The organism is Streptomyces sp. Wb2n-11, from assembly GCF_001049855.1.
Taxonomy (GTDB): domain Bacteria; phylum Actinomycetota; class Actinomycetes; order Streptomycetales; family Streptomycetaceae; genus Streptomyces; species Streptomyces altiplanensis.
In genome coordinates this window covers 3,095,716-3,119,467 of record NZ_CVPB01000001.1, presented here as the reverse complement: position 1 = coordinate 3,119,467, position 23,752 = coordinate 3,095,716, and the positions used below count along the sequence as shown (strand labels likewise).

Here is a 23,752-nt window from a genome sequence, read left to right as displayed (position 1 = left end):
GCACCGGACGGATCCGGGTCCGCCGGGAGTGTTCCGGGCCGGGGCCGGGTCCGCCGGGAGCGTCAGGCCGGAGTCGGGTCCGCCGGGTGCGGGGCCATGGGAAGCAGCGCCGCCAGACGCTCCTCGCACAGCTCCACGAGCCGGTCGTACGCAGCCTTCCCCATCAGCTCCGTCAGCTCCGGCCGGTACGAGACGTACACCGGCTCCCCCGCTCCGTGCGCCGAGGTCGCCGACGTGCACCACCAGTGCAGGTCGTGCCCCCCGGGACCCCAGCCCCTGCGGTCGTACTCGCCGATCGAGATCTGCAGGACACGCGTGTCGTCGGGCCGGTCGATCCAGTCGTACGTACGCCGTACCGGCAGCTGCCAGCACACGTCCGGCTTCGTCTCCAGCGGCTCCTTGCCCTCCTTCAGCGCCAGGATGTGCAGCGCGCAGCCCGCGCCGCCCGCGAACCCGGGGCGGTTCTGGAAGATGCAGGAGCCGTTCCAGCGGCGCGTCTGGCGCTCGCCGTCGTCGTCGGTCTGGGTCCAGCCGGACTCCGTACCGACGTCGTGGAACTGCCACACGTCGGGAGTGAGGCGAGCCACATGGCCTGCGACGCGCTTCTCGTCGTCCTCGTCCGAGAAGTGCGCGCCCAGCGTGCAGCAGCCGTCGTCGGCACGGCCCGCCTGGATGCCCTGGCAGCCGCTGCCGAAGACGCAGCTCCAGCGTGATGTCAGCCACGTCAGGTCGCAGCGGAAGACCTGCTCGTCGTCGGCGGGGTCGGGGAACTCCACCCAGGCACGGGCGAAATCGAGCCCGCCCTTCTCGTCCCGGACGGCGGGGACCGGCGGGGTCGTCTTCGGCTGCTTCGTGGCTTTGCCCGGCTTCGCCTTTTTCGTCTTCGACACGTGGCCAAGGGTAAGCGCGGGGCCGCAGTAGCGTTCCGTCTATGAGACTCGGAGTCCTCGACGTGGGTTCGAACACGGTTCATCTGCTGGTGGTCGACGCGCACCCCGGCGCCCGCCCCCTGCCCGCGCACTCGCACAAGGCCGAGCTCCGGCTCGCCGAGCTCCTCGACGTGGACGGGGCCATCGGCGCCGCCGGCATCGACCGCCTCGTGGCGACGGTCGGCGACGCACTGCAGGCCGCCGAGGACAAGGGGTGCGAGGACGTCCTGCCGTTCGCGACCTCCGCCGTGCGCGAGGCGACCAACGCCGACGAGGTCCTGGGCCGGGTCAAGGCCGAGACCGGGGTCGAGCTCCAGGTGCTGAGCGGCGCGGAGGAGGCGCGGCTGACCTTCCTCGCCGCCCGCCGCTGGTTCGGCTGGTCGGCGGGCAAGCTCCTGGTCCTGGACATCGGCGGCGGCTCCCTGGAGATCGCGTACGGCATCGACGAGGAACCCGACGCGGCGGTGTCGCTGCCGCTCGGGGCGGGCCGGCTCACCGCGGCCTGGCTGCCGGGCGACCCGCCGGACCCGCAGGACGTGAAGGCGCTGCGCCGTCACGTACGGGCGCAGATCGCCCGTACGGTCGGCGAATTCAGCCGCTTCGGCCGGCCCGACCACGTGGTCGCTACGTCCAAGACCTTCCGGCAGCTGGCGCGGATCGCGGGCGCGGCCCGTTCCGCCGAGGGACTGCACATCCAGCGTGAGCTCAGTCGCAGATCGCTGGAGGAGTGGGTGCCCAAGCTCGCCGCGATGCCGATAGTCCAGCGCGCCGGCCTGCCCGGAGTCTCGGAAGGCCGTGCCGCGCAACTGCTGGCGGGGGCCCTGGTGGCGGAAGGGGCGATGGACCTCTTCGGGGTGGACACGCTGGAGGTCTGCCCGTGGGCGCTGCGCGAAGGCGTCATCCTGCGCCGCCTGGACCACCTGCCCCCGCCGTCTGACCGCGCGCCTGTTCATCCGCCCGTCTGACGGCGCGCCCGCTCGCCCACCCACCCACCCACCCACCCGGCCGCCCGTCCGTGTCTGGCCGACCGCCCGACCGCCCGCCGGTCCACCCGCCTGCCACCGCCCGCCCGACATCCGCCCGGGAACGGCCCGTACGCTGTTCCTCGTGGCAGAACCAGTGGTGCGCATCCCCGATGCGAAGGTCGCGCTGTCCACGGCGTCCGTGTATCCGGAGTCGACGGCGACGGCCTTCGAGATCGCCGCACGCCTCGGTTACGACGGTGTCGAGGTCATGGTGTGGACCGACCCCGTCAGCCAGGACATCGAGGCGCTGCGCAGACTCTCCGACTACCACGGCGTCCCCGTCCTGGCCATCCACGCGCCCTGTCTGCTGATCACCCAGCGCGTGTGGACCACGGACCCGTGGACGAAGCTCCGGCGGGCACAGGCCGCCGCCGAGAAGCTCGGTGCGTCGGCCGTGGTCGTACACCCGCCGTTCCGCTGGCAGCGGCAGTACGCCCGCGACTTCGTCACCGGTATCTGGCGGATGGCGGAGGAGACCGACGTCCGTTTCGCCGTCGAGAACATGTATCCGTGGCGCTACCGGGACCGCGAGATGCTGGCGTACGCCCCCGAGTGGGACGTGACCAAGGACGACTACCGGCACTTCACCGTCGACCTGTCGCACACCGCGACCGCCCGCACCGACACCATGGCCATGGTCGACCGGATGGGCGACCGGCTCGGGCACGTGCACCTCGCGGACGGCAAGGGCTCGGCGAAGGACGAGCACCTCGTCCCCGGGCGCGGCAACCAGCCCTGCGCCGAACTGCTGGAGCGCCTGGCGCTCAGCGGCTTCGACGGCCATGTCGTCATCGAGGTCAATACACGGCGGGCCATGTCGTCCGCCGAACGTGAGGCAGACCTGGCGGAGGCCCTCGCCTTCACCCGGCTGCACCTGGCGTCCCGGGTGTCGCAGCAGTGAGCGGACACGAGTGAGCGAGCAGCAGTGAGCGGGGACCAGTGAGCGGTACGGCGAGCAGCGGTACGGCGCCGGAGCCCCGCCGCCGGGGCCGCCCCCGCCGGTCGCCCGGGGACGCAGGCCCCGGAGCCCGCGAGCGGATCCTCCAGGCCGCCCGCGACGAATTCTCCGAGCGCGGTTACGACAAGACGTCGATGCGCGGCATCGCGAAGGCGGCGGGCGTCGACGCGGCGCTCGTCCACCACTACTTCGGTACGAAGGACGACGTCTTCGCGGCCGCCATCGAGATGTCCTTCGAGCCCGCCCTGGTGATCCCCGCGGTCCTCGGCCAGGGAGGCACGGACGGCGTCGGGGAGCGGCTGGCCCGCTATTTCATCGGCGTGTGGGAGAACCCGGCGACCAGGGCACCGCTGCTCGCGGTGGTCCGGTCCGCGCTGACGAACGAGACGGCGGCGAAGGTGCTGCGCACGTTCGTGCTGCGCCGGCTGCTGGAGCGGGTGGCGGCGGAGCTCGACGTACCGGACCCGACCTTCCGGGTGGAGCTCGCGGCCTCGCACATGGTCGGGATCGCGATCCTGCGGTACGTCATCAAGGCGGAGCCGCTGGCGTCGGCGGATCCGGAGCGGATCATCGCGATGGTGGCCCCGACGCTCCAGCGGTATCTGACGCAGGAGTGACACGGGCGTGACGCGGGGCAGGGCGCGAGGTACGGCCGGGTCCCCGGCCCGTTTCCTGCCCGGGACCGTGACGCAGGCCGAGCGCCCCGTCCCGCATATCGGACGAGCTGTCCAGATCGTGGATCCGAGGCGTACGCTCGAAGCTACTCTCGTGAGTAAGCCTCGTACGTCCCATCTGCCTAAGGAGCGAGCGACGATGCCCGAGCTGAGGTCCCGCACAGTCACCCACGGCCGCAACATGGCGGGCGCGCGCGCCCTTATGCGGGCGTCGGGCGTAGCGAGCGCGGACATCGGCAAGCCGATCATCGCGGTCGCCAACTCCTTCACCGAGTTCGTCCCGGGGCACACCCACCTCGCGCCGGTCGGCCGGATCGTCTCCGACGCGATCCTGGCCGCGGGCGCCGTCCCCCGCGAGTTCAACACGATCGCCGTCGACGACGGCATCGCGATGGGCCACGGCGGCATGCTCTACTCCCTGCCCTCCCGCGACCTGATCGCCGACTCCGTCGAGTACATGGTCGAGGCGCACTGCGCGGACGCACTGATCTGCATCTCCAACTGCGACAAGATCACGCCGGGCATGCTGATGGCCGCGCTGCGCCTCAACATCCCCACGGTCTTCGTCTCCGGCGGCCCGATGGAGGCCGGCAAGGCCACCCTGGTCGACGGCACGGTCCGCAAGCTCGACCTGGTCGACGCCATCTCCGACGCGGTCAACGACAAGATCTCGGACGCGGACATCCTCCGTATCGAGGAGAACGCCTGTCCGACCTGCGGCTCCTGTTCCGGCATGTTCACCGCCAACTCGATGAACTGCCTCGCCGAGGCCATCGGCCTGGCCCTGCCCGGCAACGGCTCGGTCCTCGCCACGCACACCGCCCGCAAGGCCCTGTACGAGAACGCCGGCCGCATGATCGTCGAGATCACCAAGCGCCACTACGAGCAGGACGACCTGAGTGTCCTGCCCCGCAACATCGCCACCCGCGAGGCCTTCGAGAACGCCATGGCGCTCGACATCGCCATGGGCGGCTCCACCAACACGATCCTGCACCTGCTGGCCGCCGCCCAGGAGGCCGAGCTCGACTTCGGCCTCGACGACATGGACGAGGTCTCGCGCCGCGTCCCGTGCCTGGCCAAGGTCGCGCCGAACGTCGCCCCCGGCGGCACGTACTACATGGAGGACGTGCACCGCGCGGGCGGCATCCCCGCCATCCTGGGCGAGCTCTACCGCGGCGGCCTCCTCAACGAGGACGTGCACACCGTCCACTCCGCCACCCTCGCCGAGTGGCTGAAGACGTGGGACGTGCGCGGCGGCTCCCCGTCCGACGAGGCCGTCGAGCTGTGGCACGCGGCCCCCGGCTGCGTCCGCTCCGCGACCGCCTTCTCGCAGTCCGAGCGCTGGGACACCCTGGACACGGACGCCGAGGGCGGCTGCATCCGCTCCGTCGAGCACGCGTACTCCAGGGACGGCGGCCTGGCCGTCCTCAAGGGCAACCTCGCCGTCGACGGCTGCGTCGTGAAGACCGCCGGTGTCGACGAGTCGATCTGGACCTTCGAGGGCCCGGCGGTCGTCTGCGAGTCGCAGGACGAGGCCGTCGACAAGATCCTCCGCAAGGAGATCAAGGACGGCGACGTCGTCGTCATCCGCTACGAGGGCCCCAAGGGCGGCCCCGGCATGCAGGAGATGCTCTACCCGACGTCCTTCCTGAAGGGCCGCGGCCTCGGCAAGACCTGCGCGCTCGTCACGGACGGCCGCTTCTCGGGCGGTACGTCGGGCCTGTCCATCGGCCACGCCTCCCCGGAGGCGGCGTCGGGCGGCACGATCGCGCTCGTCGAGGACGGCGACCGCATCCGCATCGACATCCCGAACCGCACGATCGAACTCCTCGTCGCGGACGAGGACCTGGCGGCCCGCCGCGAGGCCCTCGGCGGCGTGTACGCCCCGAAGAACCGCGACCGCAAGGTCTCGCAGGCCCTGCGCGCGTACGCCGCGATGGCGACCAGCGCCGACAAGGGCGCGGTGCGGGACGTCTCGAAGCTGGGCTGAACGGAGCCTTCACCGGCGGGGCCGGGCGGGACGGAGCAACCCACTCCGTCCCGCCCGGCCCCGTTCTCCCACCAGCTCTTCCTCACCAGCGCGCCGGATCCCCGTCCCCCACGGCGAAGACGGACCCGTCGGGCGCGGTGGCGAACACCTTGCCGGGAGCGGTGACGGGGGCCGGGAGCGAGGCCGCGAAGGTGTACGGTCCCTCACCCATGCGGGGCGTGGTCTGGCCCAGCAGCCTGCCGTCGGCGGCGTCGACCGCCAGCAGCCGCCCGTCGGCGGCCGAAAGGTAGACGCGGCCTCCGGCCGTTACCGGTCGTGAGGCGCGGCTGACCGACGTCTCCAGCCGCCACCGCTGCGCGCGCTCAGCACTCCCCGCGCCCCCCGCATCCCCCGTACCGCGCATGTCGACGGCGATCAGGGAGCCGTTGACACCGAAGAGGTACGCCGTGTTCCCGCGCACCGCGGCCTGCGCCTGGTCGAGCGGTGCGACGAGCGGAACGCGGCGGGCGGTGCGCGCCGTGGTGTCGAGGCGTACGACCGCCCGCGTCACGCCGTCGGTGTCGTCCTCCAGCAGGAACAGAGCGCCGTCCGAGGTGTCGACCGGGCCGAGTATCCCGCTCAGCCGCTGTTCCCACTGCGCTTCGCCGTCGTCCGGATCGACCGCGACGACCGTGGTCGACGTACCGTCGTCCGACACCGTGGTCGCGTAGACCGGCCCCCGGCGGCCGGGCGATGTCACCCACCGGGTGCCGACGCCGCCGTGCCGCTCCGACCAGAGGGTTCTGCCCGTGGTGTTGTCGACGGCCCTGACGGCTCCGTCCGGGCCGGCCAGGAGCGCCGACTTCGCGGTGTGGAGGACGACGGTGCCGCCGGAGGCGCCGATACCGGTACTCCACCGGCGGACGCCGGTCCGCGGATCGAGGGCCTCCAGCCGGTCTCCACCGGGTGTCACGACGTGCAGGAGCCCTCCGGCGAGGACGGGAGCGCTGTCGTCCGAGCGGGAACGGGGCGCGTCGCCGGCCGTCTTCTCCGACCAGTCGGCCTTTCCGTCGGCCGGGTTCAGACGGGAAGCCTTGACACCGGTGGCGCTGCAGTAGAGGGCGCCGTCCGCGTACGCACAGGCAGGCGCGTGACTCCGCGCGCCGGCCGACAGGGAGACGCTCCAGGGACGGGCGGTCTCACTCGCCCCGGCCCGTTGCGCGACAGGCGTGGGACCGGGGCGGCCGTCGTCCACCAGCGCGCGTACGCCGAGAACGCCGCCCACGACCAGCGACGAGGCCAGAGCCACCGTGAGCGCGGCCCGCCGGAGGCCGCTCTCGCGCCGGCGGGCGGGAGCGGCGGCAACGGCCCCGGCCGGCCCGGTCGGCGCGTCGGTCCCAGCAGCCGGCGCGGCTCCCGTGGCAGTCGCTGCCTTCGCCGGAGGCTTTCTCCTTGCGGCGGTTTCCTCCGCCCCGCCCGGAACCCTCTGGGCCGGTATGAACACCTGGGTGTCGTCGGTGGTCCGGTACGCCGCGGACCGCAGCGCGGCCATCAGCGCGTCCGGCGTGGGCCGGTCGGCGGGATCCTTCGCCAGGCACCGCGTGAACAGCGGGACCAGGGCTTCCGGTACGTCCGTCAGGTCCGGCTCGTCGTGCACCACCTGGTACGCGACGATGTACGGGCTGTCGGAGTCGAAGGGGCCGCGTCCGGTCGCCGCGTGGACGAGCACGGACCCCATCGCGAACACGTCCGCTGCCGGTCCGACTTCGCGCGGGCGCTGGAACTGCTCGGGCGCCATGAACGGCGGCGTACCGATCAGCTTGCCGGTCTCCGTCCGCAGATCGCTGTCCGTCGGCCGGGAGATGCCGAAGTCGATGACCTTGGGCCCGTCGGCCGCCAGCAGCACGTTGCTCGGCTTGAGATCGCGGTGCACCACGCCCGCGCGATGGATGTCGCGCAGCGACTCGGCGAGTCCAGCGCCGAGTCTGAGCAACTCCTCTGTACTCAGAGGACCGTTCCGCTTGACGCGTTCGGCAAGGGTGGGGCCCTCGATGAACAGGGTGGCCATCCAAGGCCGTTCGGCATCCGTGTCGGCGTCCACGACGGGTGCGGTGAACGCCCCGCTCACCCGGCGGGCGGCGGAGACCTCCTGCCGGAAGCGAGCCCTGAACTCGGGATCTGCGGCAAAGTCGGCGTGCACCACCTTGACGGCGAGACGCAACCCGGAGCCGGAGGTGGCAAGATGGACCACACCCATGCCTCCTGAGCCGAGCACGGCTTCGAGCCGGTACTGCCCGGCGTAATCCGGATGCTCCGCTTCCGGTCCTGTCCCGGTGCTGCGCAGCGGCGGCATCGTCCACCCCCGTGTGAATCGTCCGCAAGCGAGACGCACGGAGCCTAGTCGATGATGCGTGCGATGTCGGTGTGGCTTGCTAGCCTGCGCGGCGTACGAAATACGTACATCGACGGGGGAGGGCCTCATGGCCGTGGGAGAAGACGCGGGAACCATCGAGAAGACCGCCGAGAAGGCCGCCGGGGAGGCAGTCGCGACCACGGCTGCCACCGCCACCGCGGAGACGCTGGCGGTGCGGTATCCCGTCGCTCCGGGCTACCGGGTGAACGTGCGCAGTGGCCCCGGCACCAACTACCGGATCGTCAAGGTCCTGCCGTACGACGCACGCGTGCCGATCAACTGCCAGTGCCCCGGGACGACCGTGTCGGGGCCGTACGGGACGACGAACCTCTGGTCCAACATCGCGAACAGCCAGTTCGTTTCGGACGCGTACATCAACACCGGCAGCGACGGCTATGTCGCCGTGCGCTGCGCCTGACGACGACGAGGGGGGCACGCCACATGCTTCCCACCGGTCCCGCCGGACCCGCCGTCACCGTCGACGGCACCCTGGTCGCATTCGGACGGGTGGTGGGCGCCGCCGGAGTGACGGCAGCGTCCGCCCCGGCCGGGTGCGCGGCCACCCCCGGCGGAGCCCTGGCCGACGAGGTCCTCGGTACCCGGTCGCACCCGGCTGACGCCTCAACGCCAGGCCGGGCCCGGGAACGCAGTACCGGCTGATCGAGACCCTGCCGTACGGCGTCGGAGTTCCCGTCTGCTGCTCCACTGCCGGAAGCCGGGCGAGACGGTCACGGGCCCGTACGGGACACCCGAGCTGTCGGGAGAACATCGCGGGCGGGCAGTTCGTTTCGGACGCACGCGTGAATACGGACCGCGACGGTCGCGTCGCCGTGCGCTGCGCCCGACCGCCCGCCTCTCCCACCCCTAGCCCACCGGGGATAATCGACCCGTGAGCGAAAACGCCGACGGCACCCCGACCACCCCCGCCGCCCCGGGCGACGGCGGAGGCGGCGGCCCGCAGCCCGAGCCCATCCGGTTCTTCGGCACGACCTGGGTGGACCACGGCAACGGCTACGGGCTGCGCCGGGCCGGGGCCGCCGTCGGTTCACTGGCCGCCGCTGCCGCCGGCTGCTTCGTGCTGCGCTTCGCCTACCAGGGCCTGGCGATCGCCGACGTCGGCAGCTTCCTGAACATCCTGGTGGTCGCCATGTTCGCGATCTGCAGCGCGATCGCCTTCCGCCGCACCTGGACGGGGTACGCACACCGCCCCGACCCCGCCGCCGAGGCCTCGCTGCGCAGCCTGAAGAGCATCGGCTTCATCGGCGTACTCCTCGCGTACTTCTTCCGCTCGCTCACCGAGGCCCCGGGCGAGAAGCTGCACCGCAGCGAGTACGAGACGGCCCTCATCCAGTACGAACGCCGCCGGGGATCCCGCACGGGCAACCCGGCGGCCCGCAAGAAGAAGCCCAGGCGACGCCGGTAGCGGGCCCGGCGGCAGGAGGCCGCGCGGACGGCCCCCTGCCCGTGGATGTCCCCGGCCGCCCCGGGCGAGGACCGGCTCCGGGGCGGACCTCGACGCGTTCGAGGAACAGCACACACGCCTCCGGGGCATCGCCTGCCGCATCACCGGATCGGTCGCCACCACCGCCGCAGAGGAGACCTGGCCGCGCCGGCCGGCGCTCCCGGACGGCGAGACCCGCGATCCGCGCCCGTACGCCGGCACGAACCCGCCGCCGGTGCCCGCCCCTCACCACCCACCCGCTGTCCCGGCTCCTCGGGGTACCGGCGCCCAGCACGACACCGCCCGCGCCACCGGCATCATCCCGGCCGCCCCCGCCTTCGCCGTCATCGTCATCGGCGGCGACTTCCCCAGCATCGAGACGGCCACCGCCGAGCCCGGCTGCTGACCGGCGGGCAGCTCGCTCCGGGTCTCCCCTTCCGCGACCGCGCCCCTGTCCGTACGACGCTCGAAGCGCTCGGGGTGCGTGTCGGAGAGGGGCACCATGCCGACGGCTCCGGCACGGTCGCCCGGTACCGTCGTCCGGGCCGGCGCGATGACCGCCCGCACCGGGCCGACGGCCACCGCCGGCCCGGCCCTCGACGGCACGGGCCGCATCCGTGTGGCCGCGGCCCTGCGCTCGGTCCCGCACCCCGGGACCCGCGCCGCAGGGCTACTCGGCCGCCGGCCTGCGCATGTCCTGCGCCGCGGTCCGGCCCACGGGCGCGCACGCCGCCGTATCCGTCATCGCGGAGGCCCGGTGCCAGGAGCCCGAGCCCCTGAAGTTCCGGTACATGATCCCGTGCGTGAGTCCGGGACGCCGCGAGGGCCGGATCCGGTTCGTGCGCGCCGACGACTCGCGCCGACGACTCGCGCCGACGACTCGCGCCGACGGCTCGCCCCGCGAGCGCGTCCTCACCGGCCGGCCGCGGGGCCGCCTTCGTGAAGGAGCAGATCGTACGTTCCACGATCCGCGCTCTGCGCCTGGCATCCGCCACCCCGCCCTGGTCCGCGGCCTCCCGGCCCGGAACCGACTCCACGGCCCCACAGCCCGACAGCCCCAGGGCCCCATAGCCCCACGGGCCCGGAACCCCACAGCCCCACGGGCCCAGAACCCCACAGACCCGCGGGGCCCGACCCACCACCGCCGGGCCGCGACCCGGCGGCGTATCAACCGCCCGGGTCCTTGACGCACACCACCACCGGGAGCATTATTCAACACATGATGAATTACGCCCCCGAGCCCGCGGTCACGGCAGACGGGGCCGCCGTGACCGCCCACGGCCTCACCGTCGTACGAGGCCGGCGCACCGTCCTGCGAAACCTCGACTTCGCCGTCCCCCGAGGCAGAATCACCGGCCTCCTGGGCCCCTCGGGCTGCGGCAAAACGACCCTCATGCGAGCCGTCGTCGGCACCCAGGCCAAAGTCACCGGCACCCTCGAAGTCCTGGGCCGCCCGGCCGGCGACGCGACCCTCCGCCCCCGCATCGGCTACGTGACCCAAGCTCCCTCCGTCTACGCCGATCTCACGGTTCGTCAGAACCTGGACTACTTCGCGACCGTTCTCCGGCCCGGCCGCGACCACCGCGAAGCCCGCCACGACGCCGTCACCCGCGCCATCGCCGACGTCGACCTCACCTCGCACCAGGCCGCCCTGGCCGGCAGCCTCTCCGGCGGCCAGAGCAGCCGCGTGTCCCTGGCCGTGGCCCTCCTCGCCATGCCCGAACTCCTCGTCCTGGACGAACCGACCGTCGGCCTCGACCCGGTCCTGCGCCGTGACCTGTGGACTCTCTTCCACACCCTCGCGGACCGCGGCGCCACCCTCCTCATCTCCTCCCACGTGATGGACGAGGCCGAACGCTGCCACCGCCTCCTCCTCATGCGCGAGGGCGAGATCCTGGCCGAGGGAACCCCCGAAGCCCTCCGCTCCCGTACGCACCGCGCCACGGTGGAAGAGGCGTTCCTCCACCTGGTCGACGAGGCGGACTCCCGCCAGGAGGCAACCCGATGAACGCTTCCCGCACCCTCGCCACAGCCGCCCGCGTCCTGACCCAGCTGCGCCACGACCCCCGGACGATCGCGCTCATGCTCCTCGTCCCGGTAGTGATGATCACGCTGCTGCGCTTCGTCTTCGACGCGTCACCGCGGACCTTCGACTCCATCGGCGCGTCCCTGCTCGGGATCTTCCCCCTCATCACGATGTTCCTGGTGACATCGATCGCCACCCTGCGAGAACGCACCTCGGGCACCCTCGAACGCCTCCTCGCCATGCCCCTGGCCAAGGCCGACCTGATCGCGGGCTACGCCCTGGCCTTCGGCCTCCTGGCCGTAGTCCAATCAGCCCTGGCCACAGGGGCCTCCCTCTGGTTCCTGGGCCTGGACGTGGTCGGCTCTCCCTGGCTGCTGCTCCTGATCGCCCTCCTCGACGCACTGCTGGGCACAGCACTGGGCCTGTTCGTCTCGGCCTTCGCCGCGTCGGAATTCCAGGCCGTCCAGTTCATGCCGGCGGTGATCTTCCCGCAGCTGCTTCTGTGCGGCCTGTTCACTCCCCGCGACACGATGCAGCCGGCCCTGGAGGCGATCTCGAACGTGTTTCCCATGTCGTACGCCGTGGACGGCATGAACGAAGTCCTGCGCCACACGGACGTGACGTTCACCTTCGTCCGGGACGCCGCGATCGTCGCGGCCGTAGCCCTCCTGGTCCTCATCCTGGGCGCAGCCACCCTCCGCCGCCGCACCACGTAGTACCTCATCCCACCGGACCGTCCCACTTCCGCCCGGCCACCTCGAGCCCGCCCGGCGGTCGAGGGCAAAGGGGGCCTGGGGCCCGCCTGAGTTCCGAAAGGAGACGTGCAGGGGAACAACCCCACGCAGCGCCCGCCCCACCTCACCCCGCCCCAGGTCACCCATCCCGTTCCGCCCACCGGACACCCCGCCCCCGCCCCGCCCCCCGGTGCGAAGATGTCCCCTGAACGACAGAGAACCAGACGCACCGGACAACACCGGACGCGCCCACCGGCGAGGTGAACCGCATGACCCAGACAGTCGCATTCCTCGGCACCGGAAAAATCGGCGAGGCCCTGCTCAGCGGAATGATCCGAGCCGGCTGGCGCCCCGCCGACCTCCTGGTCACCGCCCGCCGCCCCGAGCGCGCCGAAGAACTCCGCACCCGCTACGGCGTCGAACCGGTGACCAACGCCGAAGCCGCCAAGCGCGCCGACACCCTCATCCTCACGGTCAAGCCGCAGGACATGGGCAAGCTCCTCGACGAACTCGCCCCCCACGTCCCCGCCGACCGCCTGGTCATCAGCGGCGCCGCCGGCATCCCCACCGCCTACTTCGAAGAGCGCCTCGCCCCCAACACCCCGGTCGTCCGCGTCATGACGAACACCCCCGCCCTCGTGGACGAGGCGATGTCCGTCATCTCGGCCGGCACCCACGCCACCCCCGAGCACCTCCTCCACACCGAGGAGATCTTCGGCGGTGTAGGCAAGACACTCCGCGTCCCCGAGTCCCAGCAGGACGCGGCCACAGCCCTCTCCGGCTCCGGCCCGGCGTACTTCTACTACCTCGTCGAGGCGATGACCGACGCCGGCATCCTCCTCGGCCTGCCCCGCGCCCAGGCCCACGACCTGATCGTCCAGGCAGCCATCGGCGCGGCCGTGATGCTCCGCGACAGCGGCGAACACCCGGTGAAGCTCCGCGAGGCAGTCACCTCACCCGCCGGAACCACCATCAACGCGATCCGCGAGCTCGAGAACCACGGTGTACGAGCCGCCCTCATCGCAGCCCTCGAAGCGGCCCGCGACCGCAGCCGCGAGCTCGCCTCGGGCAACGGCTGAGCCCAGGCGACTACCCGACACCCGCACCCGCGCCCGGGGCCAGGGCCGGCGAACCGGAACCGCCCACCCGCTCCGCCGCCCGCACCAGCTCCTCCGCCCCCACCACTTGCGCGAACCCACCGTCGTGCAGCGACACGGCGGTGGCCCGCGCCAGCTCATCGGCGCTCAGCGTCCACCCCCACGGCCCGACCCCGTCGAAGGTGTACGTCGCATCCAGCGCGAACAGCACCTCGTACCCCAGGTTCCCGCCCATCCGAGCCGTCGTCTCGGCGCACATGTTGGTCTGGATCCCGGCCACGACGATCTGCCGCACCCCGCCCGTGCCCCCCACCCCCTTCAGACTTCGCGGCCCACCTCGCCACCAGCCCACGCGACTACCGCGCGGCCTTCCGCCGCCCTCAGCCCGCAGGCAGCAGCCCGATGGCCCGATAAGCGGCGTCCACCGTCGGCCGCGCCATCCCCCGAGCCCGCTCCGCTCCCTCCCTCAGCACCTGATCCACGTAACCGGGATCGGCCGCCAGCTCCGCGTGCCGCTCCCGCACCGGCCGCAGCAACTCGACGACAGCCTCCGCGGTGTCCTTCTTCAACGCCCCGTACGACTCGTATACACCGGCCAGCTCCTCCGGGTTCCCACCCTCACAAGCCGCGAGCACATCCAGCAGATTCGCGACCCCGGGCCTCTCCTCCCGGTCGTACTCCACCTCGCGCCCACTGTCCGTCACGGCCCGCATGATCTTCTTCCGCACCACCTCGGGCTCATCGAGCAGATAGACGATCCCCGCGGTGGCCGCGTGCGACTTCCCCATCTTCGAAGTCGGCTCCTGAAGGTCCATGACCCGAGCGGCCACCTCCGGACGCGTGGCCTTCGGCACCACGAAGGTGTGCCCGTACCTCTGGTTGAACCGCACCGCCAGATCCCGCGTCAGCTCGACGTGCTGCGTCTGGTCGTCCCCCACAGGAACCTCGTCCGTCCCGTAAGCCAGGATGTCCGCCGCCATGAGCACGGGATACGTCAGCAACGACAACCGCACACTCTCCCCGGCCGCCCGCGCCCGCGCGCTCTTCTCCTTGTACTGGATCATCCGCCGCAGCTCACCGTCCGTGGCCGTGCATTCCATTACGTACGACAGCCGCGCGTGCTCATCCACGTGGCTCTGCACGAACACGGTGCACAGCGCCGGATCGAGCCCGGCCGCCAGCAGCAGCGTGGCGGCCTGCCGACTGAGCCGCCGTACCCGCGCCGGATCGTGTTCGACGGTCAGCGCGTGCAGGTCCACGACACAGAACAGCGCGTCGGCCCGGTGCTGATCGGTCTCGGCCCACCGCCGCACGGCCCCGAGATAGTTGCCCAGCGTCAGGTGCCCGGTCGGCTTGACCCCGCTGAAGATCCGCGTCATCTCTCTTGCCTCCTGGTAGGAGCCGCCACCACCGGCGGCCGGCCTCCCGGAGGGAGAAACGCCAACGGCCGCCGAAGCGGCGGCCGTTGAGCGCATACGTGTCTGCCGGCCGCCGTCAGGCGGCCCGCCACCCCTGGGGGTACGTACGCGAAGTCATGGCCCCCACGATAGCGGCGGAGCCCCCGGTTGACAGGGGATTGACACCTACGTAGTGTTCTCCGAGTTGTCCGACGTGAGCACCGGCCCCGGCCGGCCCCGGACAACCATTTCGCAGTAACCACTGAGCGAGCGACTGTCGTCGCCCCGTTCTTGTGCGCATTTGCGAAATGAGGAATCCACGTTCGAAGGAACGAAACCCCGATTAGCTCGGGGCTGAGGATTCCGCTAATGTCTCACTCGTCGGAACGGCCCAAGGGCCGGAAAGGCAAATCCCGCCGACCGGGGATCGGGTCCGAAAGGATCTGATAGAGTCGGAATCGCTGGAAAGGGAAACGCGGAAGCGGGGAACTTGAAGGTGCCGAGGAAGTCGGACCGGAAAGGGTCTGATAGAGTCGGGAACACGAAATGCCGAACGAAAGCCCGGAGGAAAGCCCGCGAGGGTGAGTACGAAGGAAGCGTCCGTTCCTTGAGAACTCAACAGCGTGCCAAAAGTCAACGCCAGATATGTTGATACCCCGGCCCACCTGTGGTGGGCTGAGGTTCCTTTGAAGAAGTCCCGGCCGCCCGTGCGGTGGCCGGGCGAATCACAGCGAGGACGTTGAGGACAGCGGGTCTTATTCCGGCCCGTTCTGTTCCGCTCTTTCGTGATGTGTGGTCCCGATCACGGGAAAACATTCATGGAGAGTTTGATCCTGGCTCAGGACGAACGCTGGCGGCGTGCTTAACACATGCAAGTCGAACGATGAAGCCCTTCGGGGTGGATTAGTGGCGAACGGGTGAGTAACACGTGGGCAATCTGCCCTTCACTCCGGGACAAGCCCTGGAAACGGGGTCTAATACCGGATAACACTTCTTCGGGCATCCGAAGAGGTTGAAAGCTCCGGCGGTGAAGGATGAGCCCGCGGCCTATCAGCTTGTTGGTGGGGTAGTGGCCCACCAAGGCGACGACGGGTAGCCGGCCTGAGAGGGCGACCGGCCACACTGGGACTGAGACACGGCCCAGACTCCTACGGGAGGCAGCAGTGGGGAATATTGCACAATGGGCGAAAGCCTGATGCAGCGACGCCGCGTGAGGGATGACGGCCTTCGGGTTGTAAACCTCTTTCAGCAGGGAAGAAGCGCAAGTGACGGTACCTGCAGAAGAAGCGCCGGCTAACTACGTGCCAGCAGCCGCGGTAATACGTAGGGCGCAAGCGTTGTCCGGAATTATTGGGCGTAAAGAGCTCGTAGGCGGCTTGTCGCGTCGGATGTGAAAGCCCGGGGCTTAACCCCGGGTCTGCATTCGATACGGGCAGGCTAGAGTGTGGTAGGGGAGATCGGAATTCCTGGTGTAGCGGTGAAATGCGCAGATATCAGGAGGAACACCGGTGGCGAAGGCGGATCTCTGGGCCATTACTGACGCTGAGGAGCGAAAGCGTGGGGAGCGAACAGGATTAGATACCCTGGTAGTCCACGCCGTAAACGTTGGGAACTAGGTGTTGGCGACATTCCACGTCGTCGGTGCCGCAGCTAACGCATTAAGTTCCCCGCCTGGGGAGTACGGCCGCAAGGCTAAAACTCAAAGGAATTGACGGGGGCCCGCACAAGCAGCGGAGCATGTGGCTTAATTCGACGCAACGCGAAGAACCTTACCAAGGCTTGACATATACCGGAAACATCCAGAGATGGGTGCCCCCTTGTGGTCGGTATACAGGTGGTGCATGGCTGTCGTCAGCTCGTGTCGTGAGATGTTGGGTTAAGTCCCGCAACGAGCGCAACCCTTGTCCTGTGTTGCCAGCATGCCCTTCGGGGTGATGGGGACTCACAGGAGACCGCCGGGGTCAACTCGGAGGAAGGTGGGGACGACGTCAAGTCATCATGCCCCTTATGTCTTGGGCTGCACACGTGCTACAATGGCCGGTACAATGAGCTGCGATGCCGCGAGGCGGAGCGAATCTCAAAAAGCCGGTCTCAGTTCGGATTGGGGTCTGCAACTCGACCCCATGAAGTCGGAGTTGCTAGTAATCGCAGATCAGCATTGCTGCGGTGAATACGTTCCCGGGCCTTGTACACACCGCCCGTCACGTCACGAAAGTCGGTAACACCCGAAGCCGGTGGCCCAACCCCTTGTGGGAGGGAGCTGTCGAAGGTGGGACTGGCGATTGGGACGAAGTCGTAACAAGGTAGCCGTACCGGAAGGTGCGGCTGGATCACCTCCTTTCTAAGGAGCACTTCCAGGCCGGCTCTGCCGGTCCAGGGGCCAGTTCATCGGCGAACGTCCGGTGCTGGTTGCTCATGGGTGGAACGTTGACTACTCGGCACGGTTCGCAAGGTTTGCCAGTACTGCCCTTCGGGGTGTGGAACGTGAGGCCGGGTGGATCGGGTCGGGCACGCTGTTGGGTGTCTGAGGGCACGGACCGTTTGGTCTGTGGCTTCGCGATGCCGGCCCCAGTGCACTCACCTGTAAGGGTGGGGTGATGGGTGGCTGGTCGTTGCTTGAGAACTGCACAGTGGACGCGAGCATCTGTGGCCAAGTTTTTAAGGGCGCACGGTGGATGCCTTGGCACCAGGAACCGATGAAGGACGTGGGAGGCCACGATAGTCCCCGGGGAGCCGTCAACCAGGCTTTGATCCGGGGGTTTCCGAATGGGGAAACCCGGCAGTCGTCATGGGCTGTCACCCGTACCTGAACACATAGGGTGCGTGGAGGGAACGCGGGGAAGTGAAACATCTCAGTACCCGCAGGAAGAGAAAACAACCGTGATTCCGGGAGTAGTGGCGAGCGAAACCGGATGAGGCCAAACCGTATGCGTGTGATACCCGGCAGGGGTTGCGCATGCGGGGTTGTGGGATTGCACTTCAACAGTCTGCCGGCTGTTGGGCGAGTCAGAAACCGTTGGTGTAGGCGAAGGACATGCGAAAGGTCCGGCGTAGAGGGTAAGACCCCCGTAGCTGAAACATCAACGGCTTGCTTGTGCAACACCCAAGTAGCACGGGGCCCGAGAAATCCCGTGTGAATCTGGCGGGACCACCCGTTAAGCCTAAATATTCCCTGGTGACCGATAGCGGATAGTACCGTGAGGGAATGGTGAAAAGTACCGCGGGAGCGGAGTGAAATAGTACCTGAAACCGTGTGCCTACAAGCCGTGGGAGCGTCGCTGTATGTGCTTGCACATGCGGTCGTGACTGCGTGCCTTTTGAAGAATGAGCCTGCGAGTTAGCGGTGTGTAGCGAGGTTAACCCGTGTGGGGAAGCCGTAGCGAAAGCGAGTCCGAACAGGGCGGTTGAGTTGCACGCTCTAGACCCGAAGCGGAGTGATCTAGCCATGGGCAGGTTGAAGCGGAGGTAAGACTTCGTGGAGGACCGAACCCACCAGGGTTGAAAACCTGGGGGATGACCTGTGGTTAGGGGTGAAAGGCCAATCAAACTCCGTGATAGCTGGTTCTCCCCGAAATGCATTTAGGTGCAGCGTCGTGTGTTTCTTGCCGGAGGTAGAGCACTGGATAGGCGATGGGCCCTACCGGGTTACTGACCTTAGCCAAACTCCGAATGCCGGTAAGTGAGAGCACGGCAGTGAGACTGTGGGGGATAAGCTCCATGGTCGAGAGGGAAACAGCCCAGAGCATCGACTAAGGCCCCTAAGCGTACGCTAAGTGGGAAAGGATGTGGAGTCGCAGAGACAACCAGGAGGTTGGCTTAGAAGCAGCCACCCTTGAAAGAGTGCGTAATAGCTCACTGGTCAAGTGATTCCGCGCCGACAATGTAGCGGGGCTCAAGCGTACCGCCGAAGTCGTGTCATTCACACATATATCCCCAACGGGAGTGTGGATGGGTAGGGGAGCGTCGTGTGCCGGGTGAAGCCGCGCCGGAAGGCAGTGGTGGACGGTACACGAGTGAGAATGCAGGCATGAGTAGCGATACACACGTGAGAAACGTGTGCGCCGATTGACTAAGGGTTCCTGGGTCAAGCTGATCTGCCCAGGGTAAGTCGGGACCTAAGGCGAGGCCGACAGGCGTAGTCGATGGACAACCGGTTGATATTCCGGTACCCGCTTTGAAACGCCCAGTATCGAATCCTCTGATGCTAAGGCCGTGAAGCCGTCCCGGAGCCTTCGGGCAAAGGGAAGTGGTGGAGCCGCCGGCCCAAGGTGGTAGTAGGTAAGCGATGGGGTGACGCAGGAAGGTAGTCCAGCCCGGGCGGTGGTTGTCCCGGGGTAAGGGTGTAGGCCGAGGGGTAGGCAAATCCGTCCCTCATCAAGGCTGAGACCTGATGCCGAGCCGATTGTGGTGAAGTGGATGATCCTATGCTGTCGAGAAAAGCCTCTAGCGAGTTTCATGGCGGCCCGTACCCTAAACCGACTCAGGTGGTCAGGTAGAGAATACCGAGGCGTTCGGGTGAACTATGGTTAAGGAACTCGGCAAAATGCCCCCGTAACTTCGGGAGAAGGGGGGCCATCACCGGTGACGAGTCTTGCACTCCGAGCTGGGGGTGGCCGCAGAGACCAGCGAGAAGCGACTGTTTACTAAAAACACAGGTCCGTGCGAAGCCGTAAGGCGATGTATACGGACTGACGCCTGCCCGGTGCTGGAACGTTAAGGGGACCGGTTAGTGACCTTTCGGGGTTGCGAAGCTGAGAACTTAAGCGCCAGTAAACGGCGGTGGTAACTATAACCATCCTAAGGTAGCGAAATTCCTTGTCGGGTAAGTTCCGACCTGCACGAATGGCGTAACGACTTCTCGACTGTCTCAACCATAGGCCCGGTGAAATTGCACTACGAGTAAAGATGCTCGTTTCGCGCAGAAGGACGGAAAGACCCCGGGACCTTTACTACAGTTTGATATTGGTGTTCGGTTCGGCTTGTGTAGGATAGGTGGGAGACTTTGAAGCATGCACGCCAGTGTGTGTGGAGTCAATCTTGAAATACCACTCTGGTCGTGCTGGATGTCTAACCTCGGTCCGTGATCCGGATCAGGGACAGTGTCTGATGGGTAGTTTAACTGGGGCGGTTGCCTCCTAAAGAGTAACGGAGGCGCCCAAAGGTTCCCTCAGCCTGGTTGGCAATCAGGTGTTGAGTGTAAGTGCACAAGGGAGCTTGACTGTGAGACCGACGGGTCGAGCAGGGACGAAAGTCGGGACTAGTGATCCGGCAGTGGCTTGTGGAAGCGCTGTCGCTCAACGGATAAAAGGTACCCCGGGGATAACAGGCTGATCTTCCCCAAGAGTCCATATCGACGGGATGGTTTGGCACCTCGATGTCGGCTCGTCGCATCCTGGGGCTGGAGTCGGTCCCAAGGGTTGGGCTGTTCGCCCATTAAAGCGGTACGCGAGCTGGGTTTAGAACGTCGTGAGACAGTTCGGTCCCTATCCTCTGCGCGCGTAGGAATATTGAGAAGGGCTGTCCCTAGTACGAGAGGACCGGGACGGACGAACCTCTGGTGTGCCAGTTGTCCTGCCAAGGGCATGGCTGGTTGGCTACGTTCGGAAAGGATAACCGCTGAAAGCATCTAAGCGGGAAGCCTGCTTCGAGATGAGTGTTCCCACCCCCTTCGAGGGGTTAAGGCTCCCAGTAGACGACTGGGTTGATAGGCCAGATGTGGAAGCCCGGCAACGGGTGGAGCTGACTGGTACTAATAGGCCGAGGGCTTGTCCTCAGTTGCTCGCGTCCACTGTGTTTGTTCTGAAGTAACGAACCGTGCCCATGTCCGGTTGGTTCAACTTCACAGTGTTTCGGTGGTCATAGCGTTAGGGAAACGCCCGGTTACATTCCGAACCCGGAAGCTAAGCCTTTCAGCGCCGATGGTACTGCAGGGGGGACCCTGTGGGAGAGTAGGACACCGCCGAACAATTCTTGTGGGAGAGCCCCGCACCTTCTGGTGCGGGGCTTTTTTGCGTTTAAGGTCAAGTCATGCGCTACGACCTCATCATTTTCGACAATGACGGCGTCCTTGTGGACAGTGAGCCGATTTCCAACACCGTCCTCGCCGGTTACCTGAGCGAGCTGGGACACCCCACCTCCTACGAGGAGTCGCTGCGGGACTTCCTGGGCGGGGCAGTGCACCGGATTCACGATGTCGTGCTGGAGCGGTCCGGGCAGCGGCTGCCCGAGGACTTCGACAAGACGCTGCATGCCCGGATTTTCGCCGCCTTCGAGCAGGAGCTGAAGCCGGTTGCCGGGGCGGAGGAGCTGCTGGGGCAACTGGTGGCGGACGGGACCTCGTACTGTCTCGCGTCCTCCGGGAGTCATGAGCGGATCAGGGTCGGGCACCTGGTGGCCGGGCTGGACGAGTGGTTCGAGGAGAGCTGGATCTTCAGCTCACAGGACGTAGGGCGGGGCAAGCCGGCGCCGGACCTCTTCCTTCACGCCGCGCAGCGGATGGGCGTACCGGCAGAGCGGTGTGTCGTGGTGGAGGACAGTCCGCTCGGGGTGGAGGCGGCCAGGGCCGCGGGGATGCACGTGTACGGCTTCACGGCCATGACTCCGGCGGACAGGCTGCCCGGGGCCACCGGGTATTTCTCCGAGCTGAGAGAGCTGCCGGCGTTGCTTGCGTGATGTCTACCTGTGGGTAGGTGACGGGCCTACGCTGTGCGGCCATGACTGACGCGCGTCTGCGGCACGGCAGGGCTTCCTTGGGGTTGAGCTTCTTCGCACAGGGTGTGGCGTTCGCGCTTCTCGTGACGCGGCTGCCGGCCGTTCAGGACCGGTACGGGATATCCGACGGGCTGCTTCCCGTCTTCCTGGCCACCGTGCCGATCCTGGCGGGTGTGGGCAGCGTCGGCACTGAGCAGTTGGTGAAGCGGGTCGCACCGAGCGCCGTGCTGCGGTGGTCGCAGCCGGTGGTGCTGCTGGCGCTTCTCGGGGTCGGGGCCGGCAGCGAGATGTGGCAAGTGGGTGTGGCGCTGGGGGCGTTCGGGCTTGCGGTCGGGGCGTTGGACGCGTCGATGAACATGCTGGGGGTGAGCCTTCAGCGGGCGTCCGGGCGCAGCATCATGCTCGGTTTCCATGCGGCGTACAGCCTGGGTGGGATCGTGGGGGCGTCGCTGGCGTGGGTGGGGGCGCAGGGAGGAATCTCGCTGCTCGCCTCGTATCTGCCGGTGGTGGTCGTGCTGTTGCCTGCGGCGTTTGGCGGCAGCCGGTGGTATGCCGACGGTGTGGTTGCGGCGGGGGAGGAGGAAGCCGCTTCGGGGAGTGGGCCGGGTGGCTTCAAGCTGCTGCTGCCGCTGTGCCTGGTGATGACGTTCGCTTACATCGGGGACGCGACGGTTTCGAACTGGAGCGCCAAGTACCTTCAGGACGTGCTCGGTTCGTCGGAGCAGGCGGCGACTCTTCCGTACAACGTGTATATGGTCACGACCTTGGTCGGGCGGGCCGTCGGGGACCTTGGGGTGCGGCGCTTCGGGTCCGTCGCCGTGGTGCGGGGAGGGACGCTGCTCGCCGCGGGCGGGTTCGCTGTGGTGGCGGGGGCGCCGGGGACGGGCGCGGGGATGCTCGGGTTCACGATGCTCGGGTTCGGGCTGTGCGTGATCGTGCCGCAGACGTTCGCGGCGGCGGGGCGGTTGTTTCCCGGGGCGGCGAGTGACGCGGCTGTCGCCCGGCTCAACGTCTTCAATTACGTGGGGTTCCTGGTCGGGGCGCCGTTGGTGGGGGCGCTCGGGGAGGCATGGAGCTATCGGGGGGCCATGCTCGTACCCATGGGTTTGGTGTTGGTGACGCTGGTGTACGCCCGGTCGTTCGCATCCGGGGACCGACCGATACGGTGGCGGGCATGAGCGGGCGCGCACTGTTGATGTGGGATGACGCGGTAACTGGCTACGACTTCGGGGCGAGCCACCCGATGGACCCGGTCAGGCTCGACCTGACGATGGGACTGGTACGGGCGTACGGGCTCGACCGGGTGGTGGATGTGGTCGCCGCGCCGGTCGCGGGGGACTCGACGCTGCGGCTCGTGCACCGCGAGGACTACGTGGCGGCGGTGCGGGCGGCTTCGGCGGATCCGCGGGGAGCGGATCAGGCGTACGGGCTGGGAACCGTCGACGATCCGGCTTTCGCCGGCATGCACGAGGCCTCCGCGCTGATCGCCGGGCAGTCGGTGGGGGCGGCGGAGGCGGTCTGGCGGGGGGAGGCCGCGCACGCGGTGAACTTCGCGGGCGGGCTGCACCACGCGATGCCGGGAGGCGCGGCGGGGTTCTGCATCTACAACGACGCGGCGCTCGCGATCGCGCGACTGCTGGAGCTGGGTGCGGAGCGGGTCGCGTACGTGGATGTGGACGTGCACCACGGGGACGGGGTGCAGGCGGCGTTCTGGGACGACCCGCGGGTTCTGACGGTGTCGCTCCACGAGCACCCGAGGACGCTGTTTCCGGGGACGGGGTGGCCGGAGGAGACGGGCGCGAGCGGGGCGGGGGAGGGTTCGGCGGTGAACGTGGCGCTGCCGGCGGGGACGGGGGACGCGGGGTGGCTGCGGGCGTTCCACGCGGTCGTGCCGGAGCTGTTGGCGGACTTCCGGCCTCAGGTGCTGGTCACGCAGCACGGGGCGGACACGCACTTCGAGGATCCGCTGGCGCATCTGGCCGTTTCGCTGGACGCCCAGCGGGCGGTGCAGGCGGCCTGCCACGACCTGGCTCATGAGTACGTGGAAGGTGGGGCATGGGTGGCGCTGGGGGGCGGGGGATATGCGGTGGTGGACGTCGTACCGCGTTCCTGGACGCACCTGGTGGGGATCGCGGCGCACCGGCCGATTGATCCGGAGTCGGTGATCCCGGCGTCCTGGCGGGACGAAGTGTACGCGCGTACGCGGCAGTTGGGTCCGGGGCGGATGACGGACGGGCTCACGCCGGCCTGGAAGGGGTGGGACGCGGGGTACGACCCGGCGGACCGGTTGGACCAGGCGGTGCTGGCGGCCCGGCGAGCGGTGTTTCCTCTGCGGGGGTTGCTGGCGTAGGGCGGTGGAGCGCGGCGGGCCGGGTTAC

16 protein-coding genes, 3 rRNA genes and 3 pseudogenes are annotated in these 23,752 nt (G+C 68.4%); 17 read left to right on the top strand and 5 right to left on the bottom strand.

Features of this window, described 5'->3' with window-relative positions; translation table 11 throughout:
- Positions 1-62: 62 nt before the first annotated feature.
- Positions 63-890, bottom strand: a complete 828-nt coding sequence (locus BN1555_RS14090) for a DUF3109 family protein (protein ID WP_093799709.1) — start codon at positions 888-890, stop codon at positions 63-65.
- Between the two features lie 41 nt (positions 891-931).
- Here BN1555_RS14090 and BN1555_RS14085 point away from each other — a divergent pair, with 41 nt between their 5' ends.
- From BN1555_RS14085 to ilvD, 4 genes are all read left to right on the top strand, one after another.
- Complete coding sequence (locus BN1555_RS14085) at positions 932-1,894, top strand: Ppx/GppA family phosphatase (protein WP_093799708.1); 963 nt, start codon at positions 932-934, stop codon at positions 1,892-1,894.
- 142 nt (positions 1,895-2,036) lie between these two features.
- Positions 2,037-2,855 (top strand): sugar phosphate isomerase/epimerase family protein, encoded by an 819-nt coding sequence (locus tag BN1555_RS14080; RefSeq protein WP_093799707.1) that lies wholly within the window; start codon positions 2,037-2,039, stop codon positions 2,853-2,855.
- Positions 2,856-2,893: 38 nt separating this feature from the next.
- Positions 2,894-3,529 (top strand): TetR/AcrR family transcriptional regulator, encoded by a 636-nt coding sequence (locus tag BN1555_RS14075; protein ID WP_093799706.1) that lies wholly within the window; start codon positions 2,894-2,896, stop codon positions 3,527-3,529.
- Between the two features lie 196 nt (positions 3,530-3,725).
- Positions 3,726-5,576 carry a dihydroxy-acid dehydratase gene (gene ilvD / locus BN1555_RS14070; protein WP_093799705.1) on the top strand — a complete coding sequence of 617 codons (1,851 nt, stop codon included), beginning with the start codon at positions 3,726-3,728 and terminating at the stop codon, positions 5,574-5,576.
- Positions 5,577-5,658: 82 nt separating this feature from the next.
- On the opposite strand, the gene BN1555_RS14065 is transcribed toward ilvD, so the two are convergent.
- Positions 5,659-7,908, bottom strand: coding sequence for a protein kinase domain-containing protein (locus BN1555_RS14065; protein WP_093799704.1), 2,250 nt, complete (start codon positions 7,906-7,908; stop codon positions 5,659-5,661).
- A 127-nt stretch (positions 7,909-8,035) separates the two neighbouring features.
- Here BN1555_RS14065 and BN1555_RS14060 point away from each other — a divergent pair, with 127 nt between their 5' ends.
- From BN1555_RS14060 to BN1555_RS14050, 4 genes and pseudogenes are all read left to right on the top strand, one after another.
- On the top strand, positions 8,036-8,386 hold the full coding sequence (locus tag BN1555_RS14060) for an SH3 domain-containing protein (RefSeq protein WP_093799703.1): 351 nt from the start codon (positions 8,036-8,038) through the stop codon (positions 8,384-8,386).
- A 23-nt stretch (positions 8,387-8,409) separates the two neighbouring features.
- On the top strand, positions 8,410-8,628 hold the full coding sequence (locus BN1555_RS14055) for a hypothetical protein (RefSeq protein WP_093799702.1): 219 nt from the start codon (positions 8,410-8,412) through the stop codon (positions 8,626-8,628).
- A pseudogene (locus tag BN1555_RS40320) lies at positions 8,556-8,861 on the top strand (hypothetical protein); the annotation flags it as partial. The gene BN1555_RS14055 and the pseudogene BN1555_RS40320, both read left to right, overlap by 73 nt.
- Before the next feature lie 77 nt (positions 8,862-8,938).
- Complete coding sequence (locus BN1555_RS14050) at positions 8,939-9,391, top strand: hypothetical protein (protein ID WP_255306410.1); 453 nt, start codon at positions 8,939-8,941, stop codon at positions 9,389-9,391.
- Positions 9,392-9,655: 264 nt separating this feature from the next.
- On the opposite strand, the gene BN1555_RS14045 is transcribed toward BN1555_RS14050, so the two are convergent.
- Positions 9,656-10,015, bottom strand: coding sequence for a hypothetical protein (locus BN1555_RS14045; protein ID WP_141662851.1), 360 nt, complete (start codon positions 10,013-10,015; stop codon positions 9,656-9,658).
- Between the two features lie 616 nt (positions 10,016-10,631).
- Here BN1555_RS14045 and BN1555_RS14030 point away from each other — a divergent pair.
- From BN1555_RS14030 to proC, 3 genes are all read left to right on the top strand, one after another.
- On the top strand, positions 10,632-11,417 hold the full coding sequence (locus tag BN1555_RS14030; RefSeq protein ID WP_255306409.1) for an ABC transporter ATP-binding protein: 786 nt from the start codon (positions 10,632-10,634) through the stop codon (positions 11,415-11,417).
- Positions 11,414-12,151, top strand: coding sequence for an ABC transporter permease (locus tag BN1555_RS14025; RefSeq protein WP_093799696.1), 738 nt, complete (start codon positions 11,414-11,416; stop codon positions 12,149-12,151). Before BN1555_RS14030 ends, BN1555_RS14025 begins: the two co-directional genes overlap by 4 nt.
- A 287-nt stretch (positions 12,152-12,438) precedes the next feature.
- Positions 12,439-13,248 carry a pyrroline-5-carboxylate reductase gene (gene proC / locus BN1555_RS14020; RefSeq protein ID WP_093799695.1) on the top strand — a complete coding sequence of 270 codons (810 nt, stop codon included), beginning with the start codon at positions 12,439-12,441 and terminating at the stop codon, positions 13,246-13,248.
- A 10-nt stretch (positions 13,249-13,258) separates the two neighbouring features.
- Here proC and BN1555_RS14015 read toward each other — a convergent pair.
- Positions 13,259-13,564, bottom strand: a pseudogene (locus tag BN1555_RS14015) (isochorismatase family protein); the annotation flags it as partial.
- Positions 13,565-13,646: 82 nt separating this feature from the next.
- On the bottom strand, positions 13,647-14,645 hold the full coding sequence (gene trpS, locus BN1555_RS14010) for a tryptophan--tRNA ligase (protein WP_093799694.1): 999 nt from the start codon (positions 14,643-14,645) through the stop codon (positions 13,647-13,649).
- A gap of 833 nt (positions 14,646-15,478) precedes the next feature.
- On the opposite strand from trpS, the gene BN1555_RS14000 reads away from it, so the two are divergent.
- The 6 genes and pseudogenes from BN1555_RS14000 (at position 15,479) to BN1555_RS13975 (ending at position 23,724) form a co-directional block, all read left to right on the top strand.
- Positions 15,479-17,004: ribosomal RNA gene (locus BN1555_RS14000) — 16S ribosomal RNA — on the top strand.
- Positions 17,005-17,311: 307 nt separating this feature from the next.
- Positions 17,312-20,436: ribosomal RNA gene (locus BN1555_RS13995) — 23S ribosomal RNA — on the top strand.
- Positions 20,437-20,511: 75 nt separating this feature from the next.
- Positions 20,512-20,628 (top strand): 5S ribosomal RNA (gene rrf, locus BN1555_RS13990).
- Together the 16S, 23S and 5S rRNA genes form the textbook arrangement of a ribosomal RNA operon.
- 62 nt (positions 20,629-20,690) lie before the next feature.
- Entirely contained in the window at positions 20,691-21,335 is a 645-nt protein-coding gene (locus BN1555_RS13985; protein ID WP_093799693.1) for an HAD family hydrolase, read from the top strand.
- 41 nt (positions 21,336-21,376) lie between these two features.
- Positions 21,377-22,580 (top strand): annotated as a pseudogene (locus tag BN1555_RS13980) (MFS transporter).
- Positions 22,549-23,724: an acetoin utilization protein AcuC gene (locus BN1555_RS13975; protein WP_093803388.1), complete on the top strand. Its 1,176-nt coding sequence runs from the start codon at positions 22,549-22,551 to the stop codon at positions 23,722-23,724. The pseudogene BN1555_RS13980 and the gene BN1555_RS13975 overlap by 32 nt, the downstream one beginning before the upstream one ends.
- Positions 23,725-23,752 lie beyond the last annotated feature (28 nt).